The sequence below is a fragment of the Kitasatospora sp. NPDC059648 genome (genome assembly GCF_042734825.1).
Lineage (GTDB): Bacteria > Actinomycetota > Actinomycetes > Streptomycetales > Streptomycetaceae > Kitasatospora.
The window spans coordinates 125,647-152,018 of record NZ_JBHWDU010000009.1 but is presented as its reverse complement, the minus strand read 5'-3'; the positions used below and the strand labels follow the sequence as shown (position 1 = coordinate 152,018).

26 protein-coding genes are annotated in these 26,372 nt (G+C 75.7%); 16 read left to right on the top strand and 10 right to left on the bottom strand.

The genetic code is table 11. The annotated features are described in order from the left end of the window. Positions 1-14: 14 nt before the first annotated feature. On the bottom strand, positions 15-758 hold the full coding sequence (locus ACFV1W_RS08815) for a lysoplasmalogenase (protein ID WP_380414418.1): 744 nt from the start codon (positions 756-758) through the stop codon (positions 15-17). Between the two features lie 233 nt (positions 759-991). Here ACFV1W_RS08815 and ACFV1W_RS08810 point away from each other — a divergent pair, with 233 nt between their 5' ends. Further along, positions 992-2,734, top strand: a complete 1,743-nt coding sequence (locus ACFV1W_RS08810) for a DUF2398 family protein (protein WP_380414416.1) — start codon at positions 992-994, stop codon at positions 2,732-2,734. Between the two features lie 38 nt (positions 2,735-2,772). Here the strand turns inward: ACFV1W_RS08810 and ACFV1W_RS08805 are convergent, their stop codons facing one another. The 4 genes from ACFV1W_RS08805 to ACFV1W_RS08790 all read right to left on the bottom strand — a co-directional run bounded on the left by ACFV1W_RS08805 (position 2,773) and on the right by ACFV1W_RS08790 (position 5,985). After that, the gene (locus tag ACFV1W_RS08805; protein WP_380414414.1) at positions 2,773-4,146 is read right to left on the bottom strand and encodes an NAD(P)/FAD-dependent oxidoreductase; all 1,374 of its coding nucleotides are present in this window, start codon (positions 4,144-4,146) and stop codon (positions 2,773-2,775) included. A gap of 91 nt (positions 4,147-4,237) precedes the next feature. Further along, positions 4,238-4,417: a hypothetical protein gene (locus ACFV1W_RS08800; RefSeq protein ID WP_380414412.1), complete on the bottom strand. Its 180-nt coding sequence runs from the start codon at positions 4,415-4,417 to the stop codon at positions 4,238-4,240. A gap of 346 nt (positions 4,418-4,763) precedes the next feature. Beyond that, a complete protein-coding gene (locus ACFV1W_RS08795) occupies positions 4,764-5,135 on the bottom strand; it encodes a MerR family transcriptional regulator (protein WP_380414411.1) in 372 nt (123 codons plus the stop codon). 70 nt (positions 5,136-5,205) lie between these two features. Next, complete coding sequence (locus tag ACFV1W_RS08790) at positions 5,206-5,985, bottom strand: alpha/beta fold hydrolase (protein ID WP_380414410.1); 780 nt, start codon at positions 5,983-5,985, stop codon at positions 5,206-5,208. Positions 5,986-6,189: 204 nt separating this feature from the next. On the opposite strand from ACFV1W_RS08790, the gene ACFV1W_RS08785 reads away from it, so the two are divergent. After that, the gene (locus tag ACFV1W_RS08785) at positions 6,190-7,419 is read left to right on the top strand and encodes a sulfite oxidase (RefSeq protein WP_380414409.1); all 1,230 of its coding nucleotides are present in this window, start codon (positions 6,190-6,192) and stop codon (positions 7,417-7,419) included. 19 nt (positions 7,420-7,438) lie between these two features. Here the strand turns inward: ACFV1W_RS08785 and ACFV1W_RS08780 are convergent, their stop codons facing one another. Together ACFV1W_RS08780 and ACFV1W_RS08775 are read right to left on the bottom strand one after the other, a co-directional pair. Then, positions 7,439-8,089 carry a TetR/AcrR family transcriptional regulator gene (locus ACFV1W_RS08780; protein WP_350512702.1) on the bottom strand — a complete coding sequence of 217 codons (651 nt, stop codon included), beginning with the start codon at positions 8,087-8,089 and terminating at the stop codon, positions 7,439-7,441. Between the two features lie 191 nt (positions 8,090-8,280). Next, entirely contained in the window at positions 8,281-9,192 is a 912-nt protein-coding gene (locus tag ACFV1W_RS08775) for an acyl-CoA thioesterase (protein ID WP_380414407.1), read from the bottom strand. A 126-nt stretch (positions 9,193-9,318) separates the two neighbouring features. Between ACFV1W_RS08775 and ACFV1W_RS08770 the strand changes: the two genes are divergently transcribed. Beyond that, positions 9,319-10,674, top strand: a complete 1,356-nt coding sequence (locus tag ACFV1W_RS08770; RefSeq protein WP_380414406.1) for an SWIM zinc finger family protein — start codon at positions 9,319-9,321, stop codon at positions 10,672-10,674. Next, positions 10,671-13,409 (top strand): DUF6493 family protein, encoded by a 2,739-nt coding sequence (locus ACFV1W_RS08765; protein ID WP_380414404.1) that lies wholly within the window; start codon positions 10,671-10,673, stop codon positions 13,407-13,409. The genes ACFV1W_RS08770 and ACFV1W_RS08765 overlap by 4 nt, the downstream gene beginning before the upstream one ends. A gap of 77 nt (positions 13,410-13,486) precedes the next feature. On the opposite strand, the gene ACFV1W_RS08760 is transcribed toward ACFV1W_RS08765, so the two are convergent. From ACFV1W_RS08760 to ACFV1W_RS08750, 3 genes are all read right to left on the bottom strand, one after another. Next, the gene (locus ACFV1W_RS08760) at positions 13,487-14,665 is read right to left on the bottom strand and encodes an MBL fold metallo-hydrolase (RefSeq protein WP_380414443.1); all 1,179 of its coding nucleotides are present in this window, start codon (positions 14,663-14,665) and stop codon (positions 13,487-13,489) included. Between the two features lie 324 nt (positions 14,666-14,989). Beyond that, entirely contained in the window at positions 14,990-15,442 is a 453-nt protein-coding gene (locus ACFV1W_RS08755; protein WP_380414402.1) for a MaoC family dehydratase, read from the bottom strand. A gap of 101 nt (positions 15,443-15,543) precedes the next feature. Next, positions 15,544-16,017, bottom strand: a complete 474-nt coding sequence (locus ACFV1W_RS08750; protein WP_380414400.1) for a pyridoxamine 5'-phosphate oxidase family protein — start codon at positions 16,015-16,017, stop codon at positions 15,544-15,546. A gap of 173 nt (positions 16,018-16,190) precedes the next feature. Between ACFV1W_RS08750 and ACFV1W_RS08745 the strand changes: the two genes are divergently transcribed. From ACFV1W_RS08745 to ACFV1W_RS08690, 12 genes are all read left to right on the top strand, one after another. Continuing rightward, complete coding sequence (locus tag ACFV1W_RS08745) at positions 16,191-17,042, top strand: hypothetical protein (protein ID WP_380414399.1); 852 nt, start codon at positions 16,191-16,193, stop codon at positions 17,040-17,042. Between the two features lie 353 nt (positions 17,043-17,395). Then, positions 17,396-17,803, top strand: a complete 408-nt coding sequence (locus tag ACFV1W_RS08740) for a hypothetical protein (protein WP_380414397.1) — start codon at positions 17,396-17,398, stop codon at positions 17,801-17,803. A 26-nt stretch (positions 17,804-17,829) separates the two neighbouring features. Then, positions 17,830-18,726, top strand: coding sequence for a hypothetical protein (locus ACFV1W_RS08735; protein ID WP_380414395.1), 897 nt, complete (start codon positions 17,830-17,832; stop codon positions 18,724-18,726). A 65-nt stretch (positions 18,727-18,791) separates the two neighbouring features. Beyond that, positions 18,792-19,661: an SAF domain-containing protein gene (locus ACFV1W_RS08730; protein WP_380414393.1), complete on the top strand. Its 870-nt coding sequence runs from the start codon at positions 18,792-18,794 to the stop codon at positions 19,659-19,661. Continuing rightward, complete coding sequence (locus tag ACFV1W_RS08725) at positions 19,661-21,004, top strand: hypothetical protein (RefSeq protein ID WP_380414391.1); 1,344 nt, start codon at positions 19,661-19,663, stop codon at positions 21,002-21,004. The genes ACFV1W_RS08730 and ACFV1W_RS08725 overlap by 1 nt, the downstream gene beginning before the upstream one ends. After that, the gene (locus ACFV1W_RS08720) at positions 20,994-22,604 is read left to right on the top strand and encodes a CpaF family protein (protein WP_380414389.1); all 1,611 of its coding nucleotides are present in this window, start codon (positions 20,994-20,996) and stop codon (positions 22,602-22,604) included. Before ACFV1W_RS08725 ends, ACFV1W_RS08720 begins: the two co-directional genes overlap by 11 nt. After that, positions 22,604-23,557, top strand: a complete 954-nt coding sequence (locus ACFV1W_RS08715; RefSeq protein ID WP_380414387.1) for a type II secretion system F family protein — start codon at positions 22,604-22,606, stop codon at positions 23,555-23,557. Before ACFV1W_RS08720 ends, ACFV1W_RS08715 begins: the two co-directional genes overlap by 1 nt. Next, positions 23,554-24,432: a hypothetical protein gene (locus ACFV1W_RS08710; protein ID WP_380414385.1), complete on the top strand. Its 879-nt coding sequence runs from the start codon at positions 23,554-23,556 to the stop codon at positions 24,430-24,432. Before ACFV1W_RS08715 ends, ACFV1W_RS08710 begins: the two co-directional genes overlap by 4 nt. Before the next feature lie 48 nt (positions 24,433-24,480). Continuing rightward, the gene (locus tag ACFV1W_RS08705) at positions 24,481-24,771 is read left to right on the top strand and encodes a hypothetical protein (protein ID WP_050366440.1); all 291 of its coding nucleotides are present in this window, start codon (positions 24,481-24,483) and stop codon (positions 24,769-24,771) included. Between the two features lie 35 nt (positions 24,772-24,806). Continuing rightward, a complete protein-coding gene (locus tag ACFV1W_RS08700; protein WP_380414384.1) occupies positions 24,807-25,181 on the top strand; it encodes a TadE/TadG family type IV pilus assembly protein in 375 nt (124 codons plus the stop codon). Beyond that, on the top strand, positions 25,178-25,648 hold the full coding sequence (locus tag ACFV1W_RS08695) for a TadE/TadG family type IV pilus assembly protein (RefSeq protein ID WP_380414382.1): 471 nt from the start codon (positions 25,178-25,180) through the stop codon (positions 25,646-25,648). Before ACFV1W_RS08700 ends, ACFV1W_RS08695 begins: the two co-directional genes overlap by 4 nt. Positions 25,649-25,821: 173 nt before the next feature. Then, the gene (locus ACFV1W_RS08690) at positions 25,822-26,280 is read left to right on the top strand and encodes a TadE/TadG family type IV pilus assembly protein (protein WP_380414381.1); all 459 of its coding nucleotides are present in this window, start codon (positions 25,822-25,824) and stop codon (positions 26,278-26,280) included. The last annotated feature ends 92 nt before the right edge of the window (positions 26,281-26,372 follow it).

Genomic DNA, 26,372 nt, shown 5'->3' with positions numbered 1-26,372 from the left:
GGCGCCTCGACGCGTCAGACGGCCGGCTGCGCCAGAAGCGCCTGCTGCTCGTGCGGCTCCTGCGGCTCCTGTCGCTCCTCGTGCCGGAGGATGCCGCTGGCCAGCAGGTACTGGGCCAGCACGTACGTCGCCATGATCCAGAACTGATGCCCCGGCAGCTCGCGCCACTTCGCCAGCTGGGTGGCGATCAGCGTGTCCGACAGCAGGAACAGCGCCCCGCCCAGCCCGGTCCGCCAGCCCAGCCCGGCCGAGGTGACGGCCGTCGAGGTGAGCAGCAGGCTGTACCCGGCCACCGGGACCTTCAGCCCCCCGAGGTCCGGCCAGAGCTGACCGACCAGGCCCACCCAGGCCGCCGCGTAGGCGGCCGCGACCACCAGCGTGCGCCGGCGGTCGGTGAACGCCCCGCGCTGGACGAACATCGTGACGTAGCAGACGTGCGCGGCGGCGAACGAGCCCATGCCGGCCAGGAACGCGGTGTCGTCCTTCAGCTGCAGCAGCACGTCCCCGCCCGCGCTCGCCAGCAGCGCCGGGGCCAGCAGCTTCGGCGCCTCCCGCCCGGCGGCGGTCGCCGCCGACACGCTGTGCGCGGCCAGCAGCGGCATCAGGGCCGGCTTGGTGGCGTTCCGCAGCACCGAGGCCCCGGACAGGATCGAACCCAGGTGCGCCGCCGAGGTGGCCGCGAAGCCGCCGAGCAGGCCGGTGGCCGAACGCAGGCGCCCGCCGAGGCCGGCGGCGCGGGTGGTCGTACGGATGCTCATGCGGGGAGTGCCTCCGAGGTCGCTCGGCTGGGGAGATCCACCGACCCTACGGGAGCCGCTCGGGCGGGGGAAGACCGGGTTACCGGTGCGTAACCCGCGTGGGGCACGGGCTGTGACGGCCCGGCCGGGGGAGCGGAGGGCGGGCGGCCGGTTCGAGGGCTCCTGCGGAGACTTCCTCAGGAGGGCGGTTGCTGCCACCGGGTGACCCGTCACCGTCTAGTCTTGACCCCGACATGGAGCAGCAGGAGTACGCGGTCGGCGCCACCCGGGTGGCCGCCGGCAGGCCGGACGGACGCGCGGGCGGGGCAGGCCGGGGACCCGCCGACGCCGTCCTCGCCGTACGCGAAGCCCAACGTGGAGCCGAACGCGGAGCCGCGTGCCGGTCCGACCGCGAGGCCGGCCCCGGCGGCGCCGTGGCCGACAACGGAGCTGACGACCCGCAGGCCTCCGCCGAAGAGCTCTCGCCCGACCCCGGACTGCTGCGGCTCGCCCACTGGTTCGCGGCCGCCACCCCCGGCACCGCGGACGACCTGTGCACCGCCTCCTTCGGTCTCTACCCCGCCCGCCACCTGGGCGCCGCCGCCGCACCCGGAGAGCCCGCCGTCAGCTGGTGGCACGGCCCGACCGCCCACGCCGCCGTCCCGCGCGCCCGCGAGGCCCGCACCGACGGCGGCCTGCGCCGCGCCCGCCGCGACGCCGCCGCACTGCCCGTCGTCCGGTCAGGCGCCAAGCAGGGCGGGCCCGGCAGGCACCGCAGGCCGGAGCGCAGCCCTGGACTCCCGGAGCTGCCCTGCGACGTGCAGGACCGTTCCGGTGGGGAACTGCCGGACGCCGAACGCCGCATCGCCGCCCGGCTGCTGCTCGCCCACCCGCTGGTCACCGCGTCCGGCCCGCACGCCGACGGCTTCCCGCTGATCCGCCGTCACCGCGACTGGCTCACCGAACGCTTCGACACCCTGCTCGGCTACCGCCTCGTCGTCGGCCCCTGGCACGCCCGGCTCTGCAAGGCCGGCCTCGGCCCCGGCGCCGCCCGCCGCCTCGAACACCCCGCCACCGGTGCCCCGTTCACCCCGGCCGGCTATGCCCGGCTCGCGCTCGCGCTCGCCCTGCTCGTCGACGCCCCCGAGCAACTCCCGTACGGGCGTCTGCTCCGGGCGATGCGGGCGGCCGCGCCCGAGCTCGTCGCCGAGGGGGGCGAGGGAGCCGACGCGGCGCTCGACATGGCGCTCGCCGCGCTGGCCGACTGGCAGGTGCTGGGCGAACTGCCGACTGACCCGGGCGACACCGCCTTCGTGCTGACGGTCGACCGCGAACTCGCCCGCGCCGTCCCGGCCGGCCCGCCCGCGCTCGCCGACGACGCCGCCGACCTCATCCGGCGCGCCGCCGAGGCCGAGCCCGGAACGGCCGTGCGCCGCCTCCTCGCCGAGACGCCCGCCGTCCTCGCCGCCGACCTCCCCGAGGACCAGCGCGAGTGGCTGCGCGAGCACCGGCTCAGCGGCCCGGCCGCGCTCGCCGAATTCCTCGGGCTGGAGGCCGAACTGCGCGCCGAGGGCGTCGCCCTGCTCGACCCGGCCGCCGAACTCACCGACCTCGCCCTCCCGGGTGCCGGCACCCTCGCCCAGGCCACCCTGCTGCTGGTGGAACGCCTGGTCGAGGAGGTCCGCCCGCTGCCGGGCGAGGACACCGGCGGCGACGTCCCGATCCCCGACGCGCTGATAGACGGGGCCCTCGGCGACATCGCCGACGACCACGACCTCCCCGCCCGCTACCTCGCCGACCGCACCGCCCTGCGCCGCGACGCCCTCGGCCTCCTCCACCGCCTCAACCTGATCACCCCCACTCCCCGCACCACCTGGCTCCTGCGCCCCCCGGCCGCCCGCTACGCCCCGGCTCCCGACCTCCGGCCCACCCCCGGCACCGGCCGCCACTCCCGTCCTGCTGCTCCACCCCCGCCCCACGAGGGCATGCGCGCGTAGCGGCGGGCACGCGGGCCGCGCCCGGGCCGCGGCGAAGGTCATGCGGGGATGAGGGCGTCCCACTCGTCGCGGGTGGGGCCGTCGTGGTGGGGGGTGAAGTCGGGCCGGGCGGCGAGCCAGGTGGTGACGGCCTGGTCGACTTCCTCGGTGGCGTAGGCCACGTCGGGGGTCTGCACGAGGTGGCGGACGTGGGCGCGGGCCCGCATGACGACCGGGTCGTCGAAGGCGCAGGCGGCGAGGGCGGCGGCCCGGCGGTCGGGGAGGGCCGGACCGTCCTTGAGGCGTTGCTCGTTGGTGCGGTCGGCGGTCACCTGGGCGTCGAACCAGGGGCGGATGGTCCCGGTGGTCCAGGCGTGGTAGCCCGTGGGGTCGGCGGCGACCTGGTCGGCGTGCCCGGCGAGGTACTGGGCGGCGCGCAGTCCGAGGGCCACGCCGTGGCCGAGGGTCGGATTGGTGTGGACGAGGCTGTCCCCGGCGTTGACCAGGCCGGTGACGACGGGGCCGGTGTGGTCGGCGAGGGAGGTCCAGCGGTTGTCCAGGCCCGCCATCGCCAGGACGGGCGACCGGGGTTCGGGATCGAGGTCGAGCCAGGCGGCACAGGCGGGGAAGCGCCGGAGGAGGGCCTCGAACACGGCGGGGGCGGTGAGGGCGCCGCGGGTGGGATCGCCCGTGGAGAGCACCATGCTGAGCGCGAAGGTGTCGTTGTCGGACGGGAAGACGCCGGCGAGCGCGAACCCGGCGGCGGAGCCGGTCTTCACCCGTCCGGGGTCGCGCGGGCCGTCGGCGCGCAGGCGGTACCAGCGGCACACGTAGGTGATCCCGGTGCGGTGGCTGTCGACCACCGGCGGGCGGCAGCCGGCCGCGACCAGCCAGCCGGGGACCGGTGACCGGCGGCCGGCCGCGTCGACGACGAGGTCGGCCGGGTGGGTTTCGGCGTCCGTCCGCACGCCGGCGACCCGGGGCGGGTCGCCGGCCTCGACGGTGAGGCCGATCACCCGGGTGCCCCGCCGCATCTCGACGGTGGGTTCCCGCCGTACGGCTGCCGTGAGCGCGGCCTCCAGCACGATGCGGCGGGTGCGCAGGGTCACCAGTTCCTCGTCACCGGCCCGGTGCGGGGGGCGCTCGTCGAACCAGTCGAAGTCGTGGTACTCCCGGGCTCCGCGGGCCAGCAGGTCCGCGTAGACGTCCGGGGCCTCGGTGCGCAGCACGGTGCGTACGGGTGCGAGGAACGAGTGGGGCTGGTTGGCCTGCGGGACGCGGGGCCGGTTCCACCGGTAGAAGTCCTGGTCCAGGTCCTCCTGGGCCTGCCGGATGTCCTGTTCGAACAACGTGACCGTGTGGCCCCGTCGGCCGAGCATGAGCGCCGTCCCCAGCCCGCTGATACCGCCACCGATGATCGCAACCCGCGCCACCGCGTCCCCTTCGCGTCGTGTTGCGGGGTAATCGTAGTACGCAACGATCTTCAACTGGAGGCTGACCCTGGTTCCCCGCGGCAGGCGTCGGCTACTTGCTCGCGGTGGCGGTGGCGAGCGGGCCGTGCTGGACGGTCTCCACGGTGGCGCCGACGCCGAGGGTGCCCAGGGCGATGGAGGCGAGGACGGCGGTGCAGGCGAGGAGGCGGCGGTGGCGCTGGGGGAGCGGGAAGCGCGGTTCCTGGTAGGGCGCCTGAGGGCTGGCGTTCATGGCAGGAAGGGTTCCAGCGCGGTGTGAACGGTCGGTACGCGCGGGTGAAGTCCGGGCGGGGGTTGGGCGTCGGTTGGCCGCATACGCCCCACCAGACCCGCGGGCGGGGCGTATGCGCTGGTCAGCGGGGCCGTCCGGGTTCGGCGAGGGCCTCGCTGACGGCCGGCCGCACGGCGTCCCGCAGGCCGTGGGCGGTTGTGGAACGGGAGGGGCCGGCGGCCGGCCCCTCGCTGGGTTCCTTCACCGGGGACCCGCACGGCAGCGGCATCGGCACGACGAAGGGCAGCGTGACCAGGACGGCGGGCCCGGCCCGTCCGGTCAGGCCCGTCCGGTCAGGCCCGTCCGGTCAGGCCGCCTGCTCCTCGCTCGGTGCGTGCGCCGTCGCCAGGTAGTGGGAGAGCACCCGGCGGCTACGGGTGAGGTCCTCGATCCGGGCGTCCAGGTCGGCGAGTTCGCCGCGAAGGGTGGCGAGCAGGCTCGGACAGGCCGTCAGGGCGGGCACCGGGCCGGTGGCGCAGGGCAGGATCTCGGCGATGATCCGGGTGGGCAGGCCGGCCGCGAGCAGGCTGCGGATCTGCCACACCCGTACGGTGTCCTCCTCGCCGTACTCGCGGTAGCCGGCCGCGGTGCGGGCGGGCCGGAGCAGGCCCTGCTCCTCGTAGTAGCGGAGCAGGCGGGCGGAAACCCCGGTCAGGCGGGCGAGTTCTCCGATGCGCATGGTCGGGTCAACGCCGGCCGCCGCGGGGGTGTTCCCGGCCTCGCCCGTCCCCGGCCCGGATTCCCCCGGCTCAGTTCTTCAGGAACTCCAGCACCACATCGCGCAGTTGGGGCAGTGCCTCGACCATCGGCAGGTGACCGGAGGGGAGTTCGACGAAGCGGGCGCCGGGAATGCCCTCGGCCAGCAGGCGGTGCTGGGACGGCTGGACGAGCATGTCCTCCGCGGCGCCGACGACCAGCGCGGGCACGGCGATCGAGGCCAACTCCGCGCGGACGTCGGTCCGGGCGGCCAGCTGGAACTGCTGCGGGAAGCCGGCCGGCAACGGGGACCGGAGCCCCTCGCGCAGCGCCGCGAGCTGGTCGGCGGGCAGCGCGTCCACCCAGCTGTGGCCGAGGACGACGGTGAGCATCAGGTCGGCGAGCTCGGCGGGCCGGTCGCGGAGCCTGACCATGAGCTCGGACAGGGCGCTCAGCCGGGCCGACCCGCCGGCCACGCCCGCGATCAGCAGCAGCGAGCGCACCCGCCCGGGGTGGCGGGTGGCGATCCGGACGGCGACGGCGGCGCCCAGTGAGAAGCCGGCCACGTCGAAGGTGTCGAGGCCCTCCTCCTCGGCGGCCGCGACCAGCCGGTCGGCGTACTCGTCCAGGCCGGGCTCGGCGGGCTCGTACGGGCTGTCGCCGGAGCCGGGGTAGTCGGGGGCGACGACGGTGCGGTGCGCGGCGAGGTCGGGCAGCAGCGGGCCCCAGTTGTCCCGGGCGCTGCCCGCGGCGCCGTGGGCGAGCAGCAGGCCGGGGCCGGAGCCCTGGACGATCCGGGCGAGCGGGGCGGGGGCGGGGGCGGTGGACGGCACGGGGGCTCCTCGGTGCTTCCTCGGCGGGACGGACTGCGTCGTCGTACGGGCTGCCCGGGCGGGCGCTCGTTCCGACACCGGGAAAGCTAGGTACTCACACCGGTGAGAAGGTCAAGCGGCAAGCCCGGGCGTCCGCGCCGGTCACGGAACGGGCCGGAGCACCTACGCTGGGGTGTGGAGCGCCATCCGGACAGTGCCGTCCGGATGCCGCCGCGCTCCGTCGCCGGGGCGCTCACCGTGCCCGCGTTGGCCGCTCCGGTGTTCGCCCCGGGCCGGGCGGTCGCCGAGGAGGTGCCCAGGCCCGTGTCCGGAATCGTCAACGTGCCCGGAATCGTCAAGCCGCTGCCTGCCCAGTGGTTCGTCCGGCGCGACACCAACGCCGAGATGCGCTGGGAGGCGCTGCGCGACGCCGACGGCCGGGCCGTCGTCGGCCGCCATGTTCCGGTGGAACGGTTCTTCGTCCGCAACCACACCAGCACCCCGCTGATCGATCCGGTCGGCTGGCGGCTGAAGCTGTTCGGCAGCGGTCTGCACGGCGCCCCGGCGCCGCAGCGGGCGGTGGAGTTCTCCCTGGACGACCTGCGGGCGCTGCCCGACACCCGGATCCACGCCCTGATCGAGTGCGCCGGCAACGGCCGCAGCTACTTCCACCGCCAGCAGGGCCGGCTCACCCCGGGCACGCCGTGGACGCTCGGCAGCATCGGCTCGGCGAGCTGGCGGGGCGTCCGGCTGGCCGAGGTGCTGCGGGCCGCCGGGCTGACCGGTGCCGCGGTGGACGTGCTGCCCACCGGGCTGGACCCGGACTACGTCCTCGACGGCACCAACTACGGCCCGGTGCGCCGCCCGCTGCCGATCGCCAAGGCGCTGGACGACACGCTGCTAGCGTACGAGATGAACGAGGAGCCGCTGACCCCCGACCACGGCGCGCCGGTGCGGCTGGTGGTGCCCGGCTGGGTCGGCATCGCCTCGATCAAGTGGGTCGGCAGCATCGAGGTCGCCGACCACCCGCTCCACTCGCCGTGGAACACCGTCTTCTACCGGATGTTCGGCCCGGGCCACCCGCCCGGCGGCGGGGCCGCGCTCACCACCCAGGTGGTCAAGTCCGCCTTCGAACTGGCCGAGGGCGCGCGGCTGGAGGCCGGACGCGAGCACCGGCTGCACGGGCGCTCCTGGTCCGGCACGGCACCGGTGCGGCAGGTGGAGGTGAGCACGGACGGCGGTCTGAGCTGGCGGACCGCCGAGCTGGACGAGGAGCCGTGCGCCGGTGACTGGACGCGCTGGAGCACCGTCTGGCACCCCGGGAGGCCCGGCCGTTACGAGTTGCGCGCCCGCGCGACGGACCGCGGGGGCGCCACCCAGCCCGAACGGGAGGCCTTCAACCGCGAGGGCTACCTGTTCGGCGCGGTGGTGGCGCACCCGGTGACGGTGGTCTGAGCGCCTCCGCCTTCCCGGCTCAGCCGGTGGACTGGACCTCGTACGGGGCCGGGTAGTGGGTCTCGTACGGGGTCAGCACCAGCCGCACCACGTCCTCCAGTCGCCGTCGGGCGTCCCCGAGCGTGGTGCGGCCGGTCACCCAGGCGGTCAGCTCGCCCTGCCAGGCGTGCGCGACGATGTGTCGCACCAGGTCGCTGGCGGCGGCCGGCACCTCGGCCGTCACCGCCTGGAGGGCGGCACTGTCGGCCCGGGCCATGCCCTGCAGCGCCTCGCTGGCGAAGGGATCGGTGGAGGCGGCGACGGCCACGCGCAGCCGGGCCAGTTCGGGCTGGCGCTGGTACGCCCGCATCCCGCCCCGGACGAACCGCACCGCCCGGTCCGTGGCCCCCAGTCCGGCGCGCGGCCCCCGCAGTTCGGCCACCAGGTCCGCCAGCAGCAGGCGGTGCCACTCGGCGATCGCCGCCGCCAGGAGGTGGTCCTTGGAGGAGAAGTATCGGTACGCCGTCCCCAGGGCGACTCCGGACCGCTCGCAGACCTGCTTCATCTGCAGCCGCTCGACGCCGATCTCGTTCACCAGGGCGAGCGCGGCCGCGATCAGGCTCTCGCGGCGTTCGAGCTGACGCGGAGACATCGCCTCCACCGGCCGTGGTGACAGGTCAACCTTGGTCACCCGCACCATGATACGGGCCGGGGCCGCTCAGGAGTATGACGCCGACCGGCCCCCTTCCGTTCGCCCGGTGGCAACCGGGCTTCCTCCGGGGGCGCGCCGGGGTGTCCGGCGGCTCTCCGGGCGGCGGGCGGAGCGCCGGAGCGCCGGGGTGTCCGAACGCCGGGGTGTCCGAGCGCAGGGGGCGGCGAGCGCTACGGCAGCCTGCGGATCAGCGCCTCCTGGACAGCCGAGGCCACCAGTCGGCCGTCCCGGTCGTAGAACTCGCCCAGCGACAGGCCGCGGCCGTCCGAGGCGGACGGGCTGCGCTGGGCGAACAGCAGCCACTCATCGGCCCGGAACGGCCGGTGGAACCACATCGCGTGGTCCAGCGAGGTCATCAGCAGCCGGGGCGGCTCGGTGCGCTGGAAGAAGTTCGGCTGTTCGTGCAGACCGGCGGTGGAGGCCAGGGTGAGGTCGGAGAGGTAGGTGAGCGCGCAGGTGTGCAGCAGCGACTCGGTGGCCGGAAGCGGGGTGGCGATGCGCAGCCAGACGAACTGCTGCGGCATCCCGGCCACGGCCGGCGGGACGCCCGGGGCGTCCGGCGGCACGAAGCGCAGTTCGAGGTCGCGGAAGCCGTCGGTGCTCCTGATCGCGGCGCGCAGTTCCTCGTCCCAGTGGGAGAAGGCGTCGGGCAGGCTCTCCGGGACGGGCAGCGGGGGCATCCCGCGGTGGCGGTCGCCGGCGGCCGGCTCGGGAAGCTTGAAGGAGGCGGTGAGGTTGAAGATCTCCCTCCGCTCCTGCACCGCCCGGACCCTGCGGGTGGTGTAGGTGAAGCCCTCGCGCAGCCGGTCGACCTGGTAGTCGATCGGCCGGGCCGGGTCGCCGGGCAGCATGAAGTAGCCGTGCAGCGAGTGCACCGCGCGCTTCGCGGGGCAGGTGCGTCCGGCGGCGGCGAGGGCCTGGGCGGCGACGTGGCCGCCGAAGGCGCGCATCGGGGCACCGGCGTGGCAGTGGCCCCGGAACGTGTTCTCGTCCAGCCGCTCGATCTCCAGCAGCTCGGCGAACGGGGCGGCCGGGCCGGGCGCCTGATCGGTCGGCCTCTGCTGTTCTGTCAGGTCGGTCACCGGTTCATAGTGGCAGAAGCCAACCGTGCGGTGGTGTGACCTGGATAACGCTCAGGTCTAGTAGAACGCGTTTCACCAAAGGCATGGGTCGATGAGCTGTCAGTCCCGCCACCTAGCGTGCTCCGCATGACGCAATCCGGACACGCGTACGCCTATCTGCGCCCGTCGGCCGTCCTGGACGGCCCCGCCGGCAAGAGCCTCGACCTGGCCACCTCCGGCGGCGCCACCCCGCTCGGGGCGCAGGCCCACCCGCGGTTCTTCGCGGGCTTCCTGGCCGACCCGGCGCCGGCGGCCGCCGCGCTGCTCGCGGTCGCGGACGTGGCCGCCGCCCGCTACCACCAGCCGCGGCTGCGCGCCTCGCTCGACCCGGTGGTCACCGCCGACGGGGACCGGCTGCGCTTCGAGTCCTTCTCCGGCTGCTGCGGCGTGTACGCCCGGCTCGACGTCCTCCGGGCCGGGCTGGACGGCGACGAGATCGGCCACGGCACCACCAACGTGGACGTCAACGACCCGCTGCGGGAGGCGCTCACCAGGATCGGCCCGGCGGACCCGCTGCACCTCGCGGTCGGCCCGGACGCGCTGGAGGTCACCTGCTTCGACGGCCCGCTGGTCGAGAAGAAGGTGCCACTGCCGGAGCGCTGGCTGCGCGGCTTCGCCGAGACCCAGGTGATCGCCGCCGGCTTCGACCTGCGCGCCGAACTCACCGCGGCCGAGGCCGTCCGCTTCCTGCGCTCGCTGCCGCGCGGCGGGCGCGCCGGCGTCGGCTGGGTCGTCCCGGCCGTGCGCACCCTGCGTCCCACCACCCGCCCCGTGCCCGGCGCGGTCTGCCTGCCCGGCCCCGAGCGGCTGGTCGCGCTGCGGCGGGTGCTGCGGCACGCGCTCGCCCTGCGGGTGTACGGGCCGGTCGCGGCCGGCGAACCGACGGCCTCGGCCTGGGAGGTGGCGCTGCCCGGCATGCGGCTCACCCTGACCCTCTCGCCCGACGCCTCACGCGGCTTCTCCGGCGAGGGCGGCGTGCTCGGCGCGCTCGCCACCGGGACGGCCGAGCGGGACGCCGAACTCGTCGCGGTGCTGCTGGCCTGGGAGCCGCGGATCGAGGTCGCCGAGCTCGCCGAGCAGTCCGGGCTGAGCGCCGAGCGGGTCCGAGCCGCCCTCACCCGCCTGGGCACCGCCGGGCAGATCGGCTACGACACCGCCGAGGCCGCGTACTTCCACCGCCGGCTCCCGTACGACTCCGGGCGCGCCGAGGCCGCCAACCCCCGGCTGCGGGCCGCCCGGGAACTGGTCGCGGCGGGCGCGGTACGGCTGGAAGGCGCCGGGGCGACGGCTGTCGTCACGGTGGACGACCACGTCCAGCGGGTGCGCACGGACGCGTCGGGGCGGACGAGCTGCACCTGCCTGTGGTGGGGCAAGTACCGGGGCGGGCGCGGGCCGTGCAAGCACGCGCTGGCCGTCGCGATGGTGCGGGAGGCGGGCGCATGAGCTCCGGGAAGGAGACCGCGCTGGAGCGGCCGGGGCCGGTCGAGGAGCTGCTCGCGGCCGTCCGGGGCGGGTTCGTCGGGGCCGTGCCGGCGCTGCTGGCCGGGCTGGACCGGGCCCAGCGGCGGACCTGCCTGGCCGGGCTCAAGGAACTGCGCAAGGAGCTGCGCCAGGACCGGTCGCGGTCCGCCGCCGACGCCAAGGGTGCGCTGCTGGTCGCCGGGGCCGGGTGCCACGCCGGCCCGGCCGGGGCGGCGAGCTGGCTCGGCGGCGCCGACTTCGGGCCCCGCGACTGGGCCGGGCACCCGTCGCTGCACGAGGTCGTCGAGGCGCAGCCGCCGGAGTGGCAGATCGAGGTGGCCACCCGGCTCGCCGCGCGGACGGCGCGCTCCTGGGGCTCGTCGATGCACGCGCTCGCGGAGGCGATCGTCCGGCGCACCGGCTGCCCGGTGCCGACGGACGAGCCCTTCGTCCGGGGTTGGTTCGACGGCCTGACCCGCGAGTACGGCCCGCGGCCGCCCCTGGTCGATCGGCTGCGCGCCGACGCCCTGGCCCCGGTACTGCTGCCGCGCCTCCTCGAACTCTCCGACGTCAGCTGGCAGTTGACGCAACGAAGCAGCCCGCGCCCCGGCGACGTCTGGACCGAGGCGATCGCCGGACTGGCCGCGGCCGGGTCGGTGGACCGGACCGAGCTGCTGGACCGCTGCCTGGCCCGGCTGCTGCGCGGCGGCAAGCCGGCCGACCAGCGGGCCTTCCTGGAGGTGCTGCGGGCACTCGATCCGACGCCCGGGGAGTACGCGGCCCGGCTGCGGGACGTGCTGGCGCTGCTGGACGGCCTGTCGGCGATCGCGGCGCACGCCCAGGAGGTGCTCGCCCGGCTGGACGAGGCCGGGCTGATCGGGCCCGAGGCGCTCGTCGAGGCCTCGTCGGTGGTGCTGTTCCGGACCGAGAAGAAGCTGGTGCGGGCTCAGCTGAGCATGCTGGAGAAGGCCGCCCGGCGGGCGCCCGGACGTTCCGGCCCGGTGGTGCTCGCGGCGGCCGAGGCCTTCGGGCACCCGGACACGGGCGTCCAGGAGCGGGCACTCAACGTGGTGGCCCGGCACCTCGGGGCGGCGGGGGAGGCCGTGCTGCCCGAGTTGCATCGCGCCGCCGGACTGCTGAACCCCGTCCACCACGCGCGGGCCGGCGGGCTGTTCGGCGCGCCCGTCGGCGGCGGCGAGGGGGACGGGCCGGACACCGGGCGGGACGAGATCCTGCCGCCGGTGACCGAGCCGTCCCCGGTCGGGCCGCCGATCGGCTCGGCCGCCGAGCTGGCCGAGGAGCTGGCCGCACTGCTCGTCGCCCGGGAGCCCGAGGTCGCCGCTTTCGAACGGGTGCTGGACGGACTGGTCCGGCAGGCCCACCTGGACCGCGCCGGGCTGCTCCGGGCGCTGGAACCGGTCCGCCGGGCGCACCCCTGGCGGGGAGTCGCGCAATGGGCGGACTGCACACCCCGCGACGTGCTGTTCGTGGTGGCCGCGATCGCGGGGGAGACGCCGCCGCGCCGGCTCTGGGACGCCCTCAGCGGCACCGGCCGCACTCCGCTGCGCACCTCCCGCGCCAGTGCGCACGGCGCCGTCCTCGCCGCCCGGTTGGAGGAGGCCGCCTGGCAGGTGACCGCCTACCGGCCGCCGTACCTGCTCGCCACCCCGACCGATGTCACCGGTGGGATCGAGCCGGGTGTGCTGGTCGGGCGCCTCGCCGGGTACGAGGCAGCCGGCGTCATCCCGGGCGAGGCCGACCTCTGCGCGGCCCTGCTGCGGGTCGGGCCGGTGGCGGACCGGGAGGGGGCGGACCGGGAGGTGCTGCGGGCCGCCGAGGCGCTCACCTCGCCGGCCGGGCGGTGGCTGGCGCACTGGCTGCGCACCGGCGGCCTGCCCGGGCAGCCCTCCGAACGGGTGCTGTTCGCGCCCGGCCGGGGCTCGAAGCGCGGCCACACCTACCTGGACCGCTGGTGGGAGGACCTCCGGCGGATCGCGGTCGCCCAGCCGGGCACCGGCCCCGGCCCGGAGGGGCCGGCCGGGCAGCGGCTCGCCCCGGAGTTCCGCAAGCTCCTGGAGCCGACCGAGCCCAGCGTCTCCCGGGCCCGCGCCGAGCACGACTGGGCCTGGCGGCCGGTCCGGCACTGGACGGCGATGCTGCCCCACCACCGCGAGGAGCTGGCCGCGCGCTGGCTCGACCACTTCGCGGCGGGGGCCGACCGGGACGAACGCGGGGCGGGCCGGTACCTGCCGCTGCTCGCGGAGTCCGGCGGCCCGGCCGGTCTGGCGACGCACCTGGTGGTCGCGTACGGGCTGGGCGCCCGGCACCCCGAGGACCGGACCGGGGCGGTGGACGCGCTGCTGGTGCTCGCGGCGCGCGGGGACCTGGACGGCGGGTTGCTCGGGCGAGAGCTGGGCGAGCTGGTGGGGACGGGCTCGGTCAAGCCGAACCGGCTGGTGGCGGCGCTCGGCCTGGCGGCGCAGACCGGCGCGTACGGGACGGTCTGGTCGGTGCTCCGGGCGGCGTTGCCGGGGCTGCTGGGTGCGGCCGAGCCGTCCGTGCGCGGACTGGGTGACCTGGTCGGCCTCGGCGCCGACTGCGCCCGGCGGACCGGGGCGCGGGGGCCGCTGGCCGAGGTGACGGCGGCGGCGGAGAGGGGCGGGTCGGGCCGGGTGGCGAAGGAGGCCCGGGCGCTGCGGGACGTCCTCGCGGGCTGAGCGGGGGAGGCGGCGACGGCGGCGGCGAGCAGACGACAGCTGACAGATTTCAGCGAACGGAATTCAGCGGACGGAATTCAGCTGACAGTGTTTGAAATCTGTTCGCCGACGCCCGTCACCCGCTCCCGCCCCTCCGGCCGCCCCGCGGCCAGCGGCTCGACGCCGCGCGGCTTGGCCGCGACGGCGCGCCACCACAGCCGCAGGGCCGGCGGGTCGACGGGCTCGAAGGGCTTGCCGGGGCGGGGGACGGCCAGGTGGGCGCCGAGCGCCTGGGCGGCGGCGACCACGCGTTCGGCGGGTTCCTCCCAGGGGTGCATCGCCAGGTTGAAGGTGCACCAGTGGATCGGCAGCATCAGCTGCCCGCCCAGGTCCAGGTGCGCCTGAACACCCTCCTCGGGGGTCATGTGCACCTCGGGCCAGAACTCGCTGTACGCACCGACCTGCACCATCGTGGCGTCGAACGGGCCGAGCCGGCGCCCGATCTCCGTGAAGCCGGGGAAGTACCCGGTGTCCCCGCTGTGGAAGATCCGGTGCCCGCCCCCCGCCACCACCCAGGACGCCCACAGGAACAGCGTGCTGGTGCGCGGACCGCGGCTGCAGTAGTGCCGGGCCGGCGTGGCGGTCACGGTCAGCCCGGCGACCTCGGCCGACTCCCACCAGTCCAGCTCGACGATCCGCCCGGCCGGCACCCCCCAGTGTTCGAGGTGCGCCCCGACCCCGAGCGGTACGGCGAAGACCGCGCCGCTGCCGATCAGGGCCCGTACGGTGCCCATGTCGAGGTGGTCGTAGTGGTCGTGCGAGATCACCACCACGTCCACCGGCCCGAGTTCGGACAGCGGCAGCGGCACCGGGTGCAGCCGCTTGGGCCCGGTCCAGTCGAAGGGGGAGCAGCGCTCGCCCCAGACCGGGTCGAGCAGGACGCGCCGTCCGCCGATCTCGGCGAGCACGGTGGCGTGACCGAGCCAGGTGAGCCGCAGCCCGGAGGCCGGCGGGTTCGCCAGGTCGACCGGGAGCAGCCGGTGCACCGGTACGGCGGCGGCCGGGGACCGGCGGGTCTTGTCCGCGCTCAGCTGGGCGAGGGTGATCTCCAGCGGGCTCCGCTCGTAGACCAGGCGGCGGGTCGGCACCGGGTTGCGGAAGGCGCCGTCGGAGAACTGGGGCGAGCGCCGGATCCGGGCCAGCCGCTCGCCCTTCGGCTCGGCCCCGAAGGCCTCGGTGCGGACCCGGTGCCAGGCGGCGCGGGGGAGCCCGGCCAGGCCGGGAACGGCGCGTTCCGGTACGGCCCGGACCGGGACGGCGGGCTTGCCGGCGGGCGGCGGGACGAACTGCGAGGCCAGACCGGCGAGGCGGGAGAACCACGGGGCGGGGCGGGGCACGGCTCCTCCAGGGACGACGGTCACGGCTACCGGGCAGGCCGGGGCGCGTACCCCGGGGCTCATGGGGCCGCTGGAGTACGACAACCATCTCGTCGGACGTTACTCGCAGTGGGCCGTTCGGACCCGGTGGAGGGCCCGGCGCGGTCCAATCGGCGTACCCGGCGCCCGCCCGCCCCCGGCGCCCCCGCTGCTACGCCGCTAGGGCTAGGCGTAGAAGCGGGTGATCGCCTCGGCGACGCAGTGCGGTTTGCTGCTCCGCTCGCTGGTGACGGTGAACCGCACCACCGCCTGGACCCCGCCCGGGACCTCGGTGGCCGAGAGCAGTTCCGCGGTGGCCCGGATCGCCGTACCCACCGGCACCGGGGCCGGGAAGCGCACCTTGTCCGAGCCGTAGTTCAGCGCCATCCGCACGCCCTCGACGGCGTAGCACTCCTTGGCCAGCACCGGGATCATCGACTGGGTCAGGTAGCCGTGCGCGATGGTCGAGCCGAACTGGCTCTCCTTCGCCCGCTCCGGGTCCACGTGGATCCACTGGTGGTCCCCGGTGGCCTCGGCGAAGAGGTCGATCTTCCGCTGGTCGATGGTGTGCCACTCGCTGGTGCCCAGTTCGGTGCCGACGGCGGCGGTCAGTTCGGCGAGGGACGCGAAGGTCTTCACGGTGCGCTCCTGGAGGGGGACGGGCCCCGGGGAGGGGCAGGACGCCGGAAGCGTATGCCTACCCACCGGTACCTGTCAGGAGCGGAATGCGAAACGCCGGTTCAGGGCCGCAGCAGCGGCTGCCCGACGGTGCCCTGCCCCGGTGCCCCCTGCCCCGGCACACCCCGCCCGGTCGGGAACAGCCGGCGGCCGCTGACCAGCTCCGGCACCAGCGCGACGAACAGCGGCTCCGGGTCCCCCACCCACGGCCGCAGCCCTGAGCGCAGCACCCGGCGCACCTGCTCGGGGTCCCTGACCGCGTCCGCCCGCCCGTGCACCAGCACGCTCCACCCGGTACGGGTGACCGGGTCCAGCAGGTCCGCCTGGAAGGCCACCACCGTGCCGTCGAGCCCGCGCGCGGTGGCACTTCCCCGGCGCACGGCGAGCACCAGCCGCCCGTCCAGGACCTCGAAGGAGACCGGCAGGACGGCCGGCAGCGCATGCTCGGTGTACACCACGCGCCCGACGGGCACGGTGCTGAGCAGCCGCAGGCACTCGGCCTCGCTCAGGGTCTCCGCACGGTCCTCACGCTCCATGCGTCCGATCGTCCTCGGTCGGCGCGCGCGTCGATAGGGCCCATGGTCCCGGCGCGGACGGGCCGTGAGCCCCGTCGGCGCCCGCCCGGAGCGGTAGCCTGCCCGGCGGGGGGACCGGTGGCGGTGTCCGCGGCGGTAGCGGTGGCGGGGCGGGCGGAGGAGGGGGCGGACGGATGGCCGGCGGAGTCGATCTGGTGGTGATCGGGGCGGACGGCGGGCCCGACCGGGCGTACGGCGGTTCGGCGCACGCCCCTGCGGGCGCCCGGCTGCTGGCCGAGGTGCTGCCCGGGATGTGCTTCGACACCGGCGCGGCGGGCTGCCGGGTGAGCGCCGTGGCGCCGGACGCGGATGCCAACGCGATGCTCACCGCCGTCCGGGACGCCGCCCAGCACCCCGGCCGCTGGCTGGTGGTGTGCCTGGTGGGCCAGTTGGTGGCCGACCCGCGCGGGCGCCGGCTCGCCCTGGTCACCGGCGGCAGCACCACCGACAACGCCTACCGGCGCGGCCTGGCCTGGGACTGGGTGGTCAGCGCGATGGTGCACGGCGACCACGAGGAGGCGCTGCTAATGGTCGACGCGGTGGCCGACCGGGACACCTGGACGGCGCTGGAGCGCACCGGCGAGGACACCGCGGGCGAACTGCTCAGCTACTCCAGGGTCCCGCTGTGGGGCCGGATCGGCCGGTACGCCCCGGGCAGACGCGGCCGGGACGCCGTACTGCCGGGTGACGAGGGCTCGTTCAGCCGGGCGCTCACCACCGTCCTGCGGCAGGGCGTCCCGGGTGCCCCCGCGGCCGTCGCCCCGCTGGACCTCCAGCCCGCCGTGGCCGGGTTGCTCGACGGGGGAGATCCGTCCGGTAGTTCGGGTGCGCCGGGCGCGCGCCTGCTCGTTCCGCCGCACGGCGGGCGCCTGTTGATGCGCAATCGGGCCGCGGTTCGGGGCGCATTGGCCGGATTGTCGCTTTCCGAAGAACTGTTGGCCGTCCTGTGGCGGGAAAGTGCCCCGAGGGAACCGCCTTCCGCGTAAGGTCAGGGGGCCTGAGGTGTTGCCGTGATGGGGTGGGTTGGCGAAGAATCGATCCCCAGCGGAAACATCGGCGGGACGGCGGAATTCTCCTGGCGGCCGTGGATCACGGATCGGCTCGGTCGCGACGAGGTGGGGCGATGCGGCAGCGCGGAAATGTGTTGCGCCCTGGGGCGGTTGGGACTGGCGGGGCGGTTCTGGTGTTACTGCTCGGCGGGTGTGCGAGCGGTGGTGCGAGTGGTTCCGTCGATCGTCTCGGTTCGCCCGCGTCCACGGTTGCGGGAGTGGGGCCGTTAACTCCTTCGGGTGGTTCGGTAAACGCCACGATCGCGCCGACCGACGGGCCGGAGGGGGCCATGGGCCGGCTGGCGGTGAAAACCTATCAGGACTGGTGGCAGGCCCAGGCCGAGGCGTTCGGGCGTACGGATTCGGACGGCTCGGCGCTGGCGCGCTACTCCTCCGGGCGCGCCCTGTCCGACACATTGGTCGGGCTGAGCCAACTCCACGGCGCCAAAGTGGTGATGACCGGAACGCCGCGCAATTCCGCGGTGGTGAAGACGATTGATCTGAAAGCCGATCCGCAGACCGCCGTGATCGAGGACTGCGTCGATCTCTCGGACTGGCACCGGGTCGACGCCGTCACCGGGGCGGCGAAGGATCCGGGCGGCCGCTTGAACCGGTACGTCGCGAGCGCTTCCCTGCGCAGGTTCCAAGCACATTGGCTGATCTACGAGTTCACACGGGAGGTGGACCGGACATGCTGAACGCGCGGAAACCGGCCGGACGATTCGTGGCCGTCGCATCCCTGTCGGCCGGCCTGTTGCTGTCCTCGGCGGCGACGGCGACGGCGGACGAACCGCCGAGCGGCGGAGCCGAGCAGTGCTTCCCCAACGTGATCTGCGCGCACGCCGGTTCCGGCGGAACGACCGCCACCCCGAATCCGGGTGGAACCGGCGGAGCGTCGGGCGGCGGGCCGGAGCTGTGCAGCTACCACGGGGTGCAGTGGGCGTGCTACGACCCGCAGTGGGGCTCCTTCGACAGCGGCGAGGGCTGCTACTACCGCGAGCTGGACAAGCAGCCCCCGGCGGACGACCCGGCCTGGGGCGCGAACAAGCCCTCGGACGGCTCGATCTACTCGAAGGTCTGCCCGCAGACCAGCGGCGGCCAGGACGGCGCCCAGTTCGTCTTCGTGCCCACCGGGCAGCGGGTGAAGAGCGTGGCGGAACTCAAGCAGGAGGCTCAGGACCGGGTCCACCTCCCGGCACCGGCGGGCCGGGTCGCACCGAGCGGCACGGCGGTGGTCAAGGCGCCCGTCTGGCTCTGGGCGGAGAACGCGGCGCCGCCCAAGCCGGGGAACGCGGCCTCCGGTGGCGTCAGCGTCACCGTCACGGCCCGACTGACCGGTGCCACCTGGGACTTCGGCGACGGCCGCACCAAGGAGTGCGCGACGGCCGGTACGCCGTACGACCCCAAGTACGGCGCCACCGAGTCCCCGGACTGCGGCTACGAGTTCACGGTCGGCTCGGGCACCAGGCAGAACGGCGTCTTCACCGCCACCGTGTCCACCCACTGGGTGGCCGACGTGGTCGTGACGGGGCCGAAGCCGGAGAAGTACACGATCCAGATGCCCCCGCAGGACAGCGACCCCTTCACGGTCAGGGTCGCCGAGGTGCAGGTCCTCAACTGAGTGCGGCACGGCGGCGATCCGGCCACCGACGGACCGGAATGCGAACGAGGGAAGGGCGGAACCCGGTGGAGAACCGTACATTCGCGACGCCGGGATCCGGCACACCCGCCGGCGCGGCGGTGTCCGTGGCGCTGCCGGAGCAGCAGGAGCAGGGCGGCGGAGGCGGCCGGGGCCGGGGCCGGGCGGTGCCGCACGCGCCCGGCCGGACGATGCGGGCCCGGCGGCGGCGCCCCGCGGTGCTGGCGATGGCGGTCGCGCTGATCGCGGCCGGCGGCCTCGGCGGCGCCGCCCTCTACAACAGCACCGGCCAGCGGGTCGCGGTGCTGGCGCTGGCCCGGGACGTGCCCTGGGGGCAGGTGATCACCGACGACGACCTGGTGGTCGCCCGGATCGCGGGCGACCCGGCACTGCGGCCGGTCTCCGCCCAGGACCGGTCCAGGGCGGTCGGCATGCGGGCCGCCACCGACCTCAAGCGCGGCGCCATGCTGACCGGTTCGGACCTGGCGCAGGGCCTGACCGTGCAGCCCGGGCAGATCGTGGTCGGGGTGTCCGCCAAGCGCACCCAGCTGCCCGCGAGCCGGCTCCAGCCCGGCGTGCAGATCGTCGTGGTCAACACCCCCGACAACGGCCGGCCCGACTCGCTGGCCGCGACGGTCATCACGGTCGGCCGGGTGGACACCGACGGCAGCCAGGTGATCGACGTGGCCGTCGGCTCGTCGGACGGCCCCCGGCTGGCGCAGTGGGTGGCGGGCGGGCGGATCCAGGTGCTGCTGGCCCCGCGCGGGGCCGCGGGCGGATCCGGCCCGGGCGGATCCGGCACCCCGGCCTCCCCCTCGGCCGTACCCCCGGCCGCCTCCACCGGCGCGGCGCCCTCCGGGGCGCCCTCCGGCGGGGCGGGCGCGCCGACGGCCCCGGCCGGAACGGGTGGCGCCTGATGGCGGTGATCGCGGTGGTCGGCGGGCCGGGCGCGCCCGGGGCCACCACCACCGCCCTGGCCCTGCTGCTGGCCTGGCCGCTCCCACCCGGCCGGCGGATCCTGCTGGTCGAGGCCGACCCGGACGGCGGTGCGGTGCTCGCCGGCGCCCTGGAAGGCCGGGTCGAGGCGGTGTACGGGCTGCGCAACCTGGCCGTCGCCGACCGGCGCGGGCTGCTCGCCCAGACCATCTGGGAGCAGCTGATCGACCTCTCGCCCGAGGGCAACGCGGAACGGCTGCTGCTGCCCGGCCTCACCGACCCGGCCCAGGCGCCCGGCCTCGCCTACACCTGGGAGCCGCTCGCCGAACTGCTGCACGGCATCGAGCAGCAGGGCTACGACGTCATCGTCGACCTCGGCCGTTCCGGTGCCACCGGAGCGAGCGGCGTGCTGGCCCGCCGTGCGGACGTGGTGGCCGTGACCGTCCGCAGCACGCTGCGCGGGCTGAGCGCGGCCCGCCCGAGGCTCGCCGCGCTCGGCGAGGACCTGGCCGCCGCCGGAACCGGGACGGACGCGCTCGGACTGCTCCTGGTCGCGGAGGGGCCGTACTCCGGGGCGGAGGTGTCGCGCGAGTTCGGCCTGCCGCTGCTCGGGGTGCTGCCGCACGCCACCCGCACCGCGAAGGTGCTCTCCGACGGCGGGGACACCACCGACCGGCGGTTCGTCCGCTCGGAGCTGATGCGCACGGCGCGGTCGGCGGCGGACGAGGTGCAGCTGCTGGTCCGGCGCCGGCGGCAGCGGCTCGCGCCCAACGCGGCGGCTGCGGCTGCCCCCGCGGCGCAGCTTCCGGCGCCGGGCGGGCCGGTGCCCGCCGCGCCCGGGCCGGTGTCCGCCGCGCCCGGGCCAGTGGCGGCGCCGCCCGTTCCGCTGCCGCAGGCGTCGCCGGTGCCCGGACCGGCCCCGTACGGGCAGCCGGTCCACGGGCAGCCGGGCCAGGGACAGGGCCAGGGACAGGGCCACGGGCAGAACCAGGGGCAGGGGCACCCCGGCCACGCTCGGCCCGGCTACGGGCAGTCCGCCTACGGGCAGTCCTACGGCCCGCCCGTCCACGCGCACACGGCCTACGGCCAGGCCGAGGCCGAGCCGCCCTCCTACACCCCGCCGGTGATCACCACCGGCCCGGTCGCACCGCTCGCCGGGCTGGCGCCGCAGCCCGCCGCCCCGGCGCCGTTCCCGGCGCACGTCCAGGCGGCCGGAGCGGCCGAGGAGGACGGCCAGTACCGCTTGCAGCGGCCGGCGGTGACCGACGGCCAGATGGACGACCAGTACCCGCACAACCCCGGGGAGGTGCTCCGTGCGCGGTAGCCCCCTGCACCAGCACCCGACGGCCGACCCCGCAGCCCTGCCCTGGGCCGCGCCCGCACCGGCCGCCGCGCAGCCGCAGCGGCAGCCGCAGCCGCAGGCGTACCGACCCGGCCCGGTCGCGCCGCAGCCCGTCGCGCCGGGCGGGGAGGCCTCCGGGCCCACCGCCGTGCCCTCCCAGCTGCCCTCGCTGGACCTGCGCGCCGCCGCCGCCCGCCCGGCCGTCGACCCGCAGGTCGCGCGCGAGCTCAAGCGCCAGGTCGCCGCCGAACTCCACCAGCAGATCACCCGGTTGACCACCGCCTCCGGCTCCGAACCGGACCGTGCCACCCGCCGCCAGCGCGGCCGGGCGCTGATCGAGGAGTCGGTCGCCCGCTGGTCCGACGCCTACGCCCAGACCCACGGCATCCCGCCCACCCGGGAGCAGGACCGCGCCCTCGCCGAAGCCGTCTTCGACCTGCTGTTCCGGGCCGGCCGACTCCAGCCCTACCTGGACGACCCGGACATCGAGAACATCCTGATCAACGGCTGCGACGACGTCTGGGTCTCCAGGGTGCACCAACCCCTGCGCCAGGTACCGCCGGTGGCCGACAGCGACGCCGAACTGGTCGAACTGCTCCAGGACCTGGCCCGCCAGCACGGCGGCGGCGAACGCAGCCTGTCCACCGCCAGCCCGACCCTCGCGCTGCGCCTGGAGGGCGGCATGCGCCTGCAGGCGCTCACCGAGGTGACGCCCCGCCCGTACGTGGCGATCCGCCGCCACCGGGTGGCCTCCGCGACGCTGCCCGAGATGGTCGAACTCGGCACCCTGGACGCCACCCTGGCCGCCTTCCTGGCCGCCGCGATCCGGGCCCGGAAGAACGTGATGATCACCGGCACCCAGGGCGTCGGCAAGACCAGCCTGCTGCGCGCGATGGCCGCCGAGATCCCGCCGGACGAGCGGATCGGCACCCTGGAGTCGGAGTTCGAGCTCTGGCTGCACACCCTCGGCCACCTGCGCCAGGTCGTCCCGATGGAAGCCCGCGAGGGCAACGGGGAGCGCGTCGAGGGGCGCCTGGCCGGGGAGTTGAGCATCGGCGACCTCATCCCGGCCGCGCTGCGGATGACGCTCTCACGCATCATCGTGGGCGAGGTCCGCTCCGGAGAGGTCGTCCCGATGCTGCGGGTCATGACCAACGGCGAGGGCGGCTCGATGTGCACCCTGCACGCCCGCGGCCCGCACATGGTCGTCGACCGCATCGCCGAACTCTGCCTGGAGTACGGCTCGCACATGACCGACGCGCTCGCCTACCGGCTCACCGCCAACGCCCTGGACCTCATCGTGCACGTCAGCATGGTCGACGAGACCGCCGTCGGCGGCCGCCGGCACCGCTTCGTCTCCCACGTCCTGGAGGTCACCGGCCTCGGTGAGAGCGGACGGCCCGCGCTGAACACCGTCTTCGGCCCCCGGCCGGACCTCGGCGAGCCACGAGCCGTCCCGCACACCCCGCCGCAGTGCCTGGACGACCTGCGCAGGGCCGGCTTCGACGCCTCGCTGCTCGGCTCCCGGTACGGGAGTTGGGCCACCCCGCTGCAACTGCGGATCGGCGGTGGCGCGCGGTGATGCTGCTCTTCGCCCTGTGCGGGCTGGCGGTCGCGGGCGGCCTGGTCGCCCTGGTGGCCTGGGCCCGCGGCAGCGAGCCCGTCGACGAGGACGAGCCCGCCCGCCGGGACAACCCGTTGGCGAGCCGCGCCCACGTCTTCTGGTACGGCGCCCCCGGCGCGGCCTCGCTGCGGATGGTGCGGCTGCGTCGCCTCCAGCTGCCGCTGGCGCTCGTCGGCGCCCCGCTGGGCTGGCTGTTCACCGGCATCCCGCTGACCGCGCTGCTGGTGCCGCTGGCCGTCTTCGGCCTGCCCTGGCTGTTCGACACCACCCGCCCGGACACCCACCGGATCGAACGGCTGGAGGCGCTGTCCGAGTGGACCCAGCGGATCGCCGACGTGCTGCTGCTCGGGGTCGGCCTCAACCAGGCCATCGTCACCAGCCGCCGCACCGCCCCCGCCGCCCTGGAGGACGAGATCGGAGAGCTCGCCGCGCGGCTCCAGGCCCGCTGGCGGCCCGAGGAGGCGCTGCACGCCTTCGCCGACAGCCTGGCCGACGCCACCGCCGACAAGGTGCTCGCCGCGCTGGTGCTGCGGGCCGGGGACAGCGGCCCGGGCCTGGCCCGGACGCTCTCCGACATGGCCGACTCGGTGCGCGAGGAGGTCCGCCAGCGCCGCGCCATCGAGGCCGACCGCGCGAAGCACCGCACCACGATCCGCTGGCTGGTCGGCATCATCGTGCTGGTCGTCACCGTCGGCTCCTTCAACACCGAGTACACCCGCCCGTACGGGACCTTCCTCGGCCAGGTCGTGCTCGCCGTGGTCGCCGCCCTGTTCGTCGCGATCATCGCCTGGATGCGGGCCCTGGCCTCGCACCCGCCGGTGCCCCGGCTGCTCACCCCGGACCGGCGCAGCAAGGGCGGCCGCCGGGAGCCGGCGCGGGAGCCGGTCGAGCGGCTCGGGGAGGTCCGGTGATCTCCCCGTGGCCCGTGCTGGCCGGCGCCGTCGCGGCCGGGGGCATCGCCCTGCTGATCGCCGAACTGCGGCCCGCGCCGCCGGACCTCGGCCAGGCACTGGAGCGGCTGCACCGCGCCCCCGCGGACCGCGAGCAGGACCCGGACGAGCGGCCGCGCTGGTACGACCGGATCGGCGAGCGCTCGCTCACCCTGCGCGGGGTGACGATCCCGCGCCGCGAACTGGCCCTGATCGGCCGCACGCCGGCCCGGTTCATGGTGCACAAGCTGCTGTTCGCCGCGCTCGGCCTGGTGCTGCCCGCCTACCTGGGCGCGATGGCCGCGCTGACGGACGTCGGCCTGCCCTTCGCCCTGCCGCTGGTGGTCGGACCGCTGCTGGCCGGGCTGCTGTGGTTCGTCCCGGACGCCGTGGTGCGGGGGGAGGCCAAGGAGGCCCGCACGGAGTACCTGCACGGCATCGCCGCCTACCTGGAACTCGTCGCGCTGGAGCGCGCCGCGGACTGCGGCCCCGCCGAGGCGCTGCGCCGCGCCGCCTCGGTCGGGCAGGGCGCGGTGTTCCGGCGGATCCGCGACGCGCTGGAGCGCGCGGCCACCGACCGGCTCCCGCCCTGGGCCGGACTCGACGCGCTGGCGGAGGAGTTGGGCCTCAGCCCGCTCCAGGACGTGGCCGACATCATGCGGCTGTCCGGCACCGACGGCGCCGCCGTGTACGACACCCTGCGGGCCCGCGCCAAGGGCCTGCGCGGCGAACTCCTCGCCGAGGACCTGGCCCGCGCCAACGCCGACAGCGAGCGGATGGTCGCGCCGGGCGCCGCCCTGACCCTGCTGATGACCGTCCTGATCGTCTTCCCGGCGCTCCACCAGATGCTCGACTGACCCGCGTCACAGAGCAGCTGACACCACACCTCACCCCCGGAGATCCCGATGACCGTACGACTCGCTCAGCTGGCAGGACGGGTGCTGCGGCCCGTGCTGCTGCCCGTGCAGTTCGCCCTGCTGCTGTTCACGCTGCGCCTGGGCCGGCTGCGCGCCGCCCGGGCGCGCGGCGACCGCGGCGCCATCAGCATCGAACTCGCCCTCGCCATCATCGCGTTGGTGTTCGTCGCGGGAGCCGTCGCGACCGCGCTGTATCTGCTGAAGGACAAGGTGGTCACCAAGGTCGAGCAGGACCCGAACCTGCCCGGTGGTGGCGGCGCGGGCGGCGCCACCAAGTGATCGGCCCGCTTCGCCGCCGCGGCGACCGGGGATCGATGAGCATCAGTCTGGCCATCGTCTTCCCGGTCGTCCTGCTGCTCCTGCTGCTCGTCGTCCAGGCCGCGCTGATCTGGTACGACCGGCAGGTCGCGCTCACCGCCGCCCGCGAGGGCGTGGACGCCGGACGGGTGCAGGGGAACGCGACGGAGCCGGCGGCGGAGGAGGCCGCCCGGCGCCAGGCCCGGGACTTCCTGGACCGGCAGGGCGTGCACGCCTACCAGGTGGAGACCGGCGGGAGCACGACGGACACGATCAGGGTCACGGTGGAGCTGACGCCTCCGCTGCTGATACCCGGGCTCACCGGGCCCAGCGTCCGCCAGTACGCGGAGGCGCCGCGCGAGCGCTTCGTCCCGCCGGCGGTGACGCCGTGAGAGGGCTCGTCGACGGCCGGCGCCGGCGGTCGCGTCGGCGGACGCGCCGGCCCGACGGCGGCGGGATCGCGATCGAGGCCGCGATCGTCGTCCCGGGCGTGGTCGGGCTGGTCCTGCTGGCGATCGCCGCCGGACGGGTGCAGACCGCGGCCGGCACGGTGGAGGCCGCGGCCCGCGCCGGGGCCCGGACGGGCTCGCTGCAGCGCAGCGTCGCCGGGGTGGACAAGCCCGCCAAGGACTCCGCCCTCGCGACGCTGCACCAGCAGGGCGTCACCTGCCGCCACGAGGACGTCCGGGTCGCCACGGACGAACTGAAGCTGGACGACGGCCCGGTGGTGACCGTCAAGGTCACCGTCGACTGCGACGTGGAACTCGCCGACCTGCTCGGAGGACCGTCCGGACTGCCCGTGACGAAGCACCTCAGCGGGGAGTTCATCTCGGTGATGGACCGCTACCGCGGCACGTGACGGCGGCACGCGGCGGCCGCCGGGCCGCAAGGGGCCCGGCCGGGGGGATTGGGGACGGCCCGTGCGGGGGAGACGCAAGCGGAGAGCGCTCGGGGGATGACGCAACGGCACCGAGCGGCGCCCGGTGGGGGCCGGTGGGGAGACATCGTGCGGATCGGGGGGAGGGGATGCGGATGCTGAGCCGACTGCGACGCCCGGGCCTCCGCCCGGCCGGGCGCCGGTCCGACCGCGGCGCGGTCGCCCTCTTCGTGGCGATCTGCGCGGCCTACCTGGTGCTCGTCATCGCCCTGGTGATCGACGCGGGCGGCCGGCTGCGGGTCGCCGAACGCACCGACGCCTACGCCCAGGAGGCCGCACGGGTCGGCGGACAGCGGCTCGACCAGGCGGCCGTGCTGCAGGGGAAGGGCTTCAAGGTCCAGCAGGACTACGTCCGGCAGGCCGCCGCGGCCTACCTGAACCTGTACGGCCTGCAGGTCGACGACGTCGCGTTCTCCGACGACGGCAAGGTCGTCACCGTCACCGTGCGGGCCGACTACCGGCCGGTGCTGCTGGGCGCCCTCGGGCAGCGGAAGGTAACGGGCAAGGGCAGTGCGACCCTCGTCCACGGAGTCAAGAAAGCGGAGACCGACTGATGGCCGCGCCACGTGCCAAGGACCAGGCCCGTACCGCCCAGGCCCGTACCGGTGGGTCGGGATCGGGAGCGGGATCCGGGGGATCAGGGAGG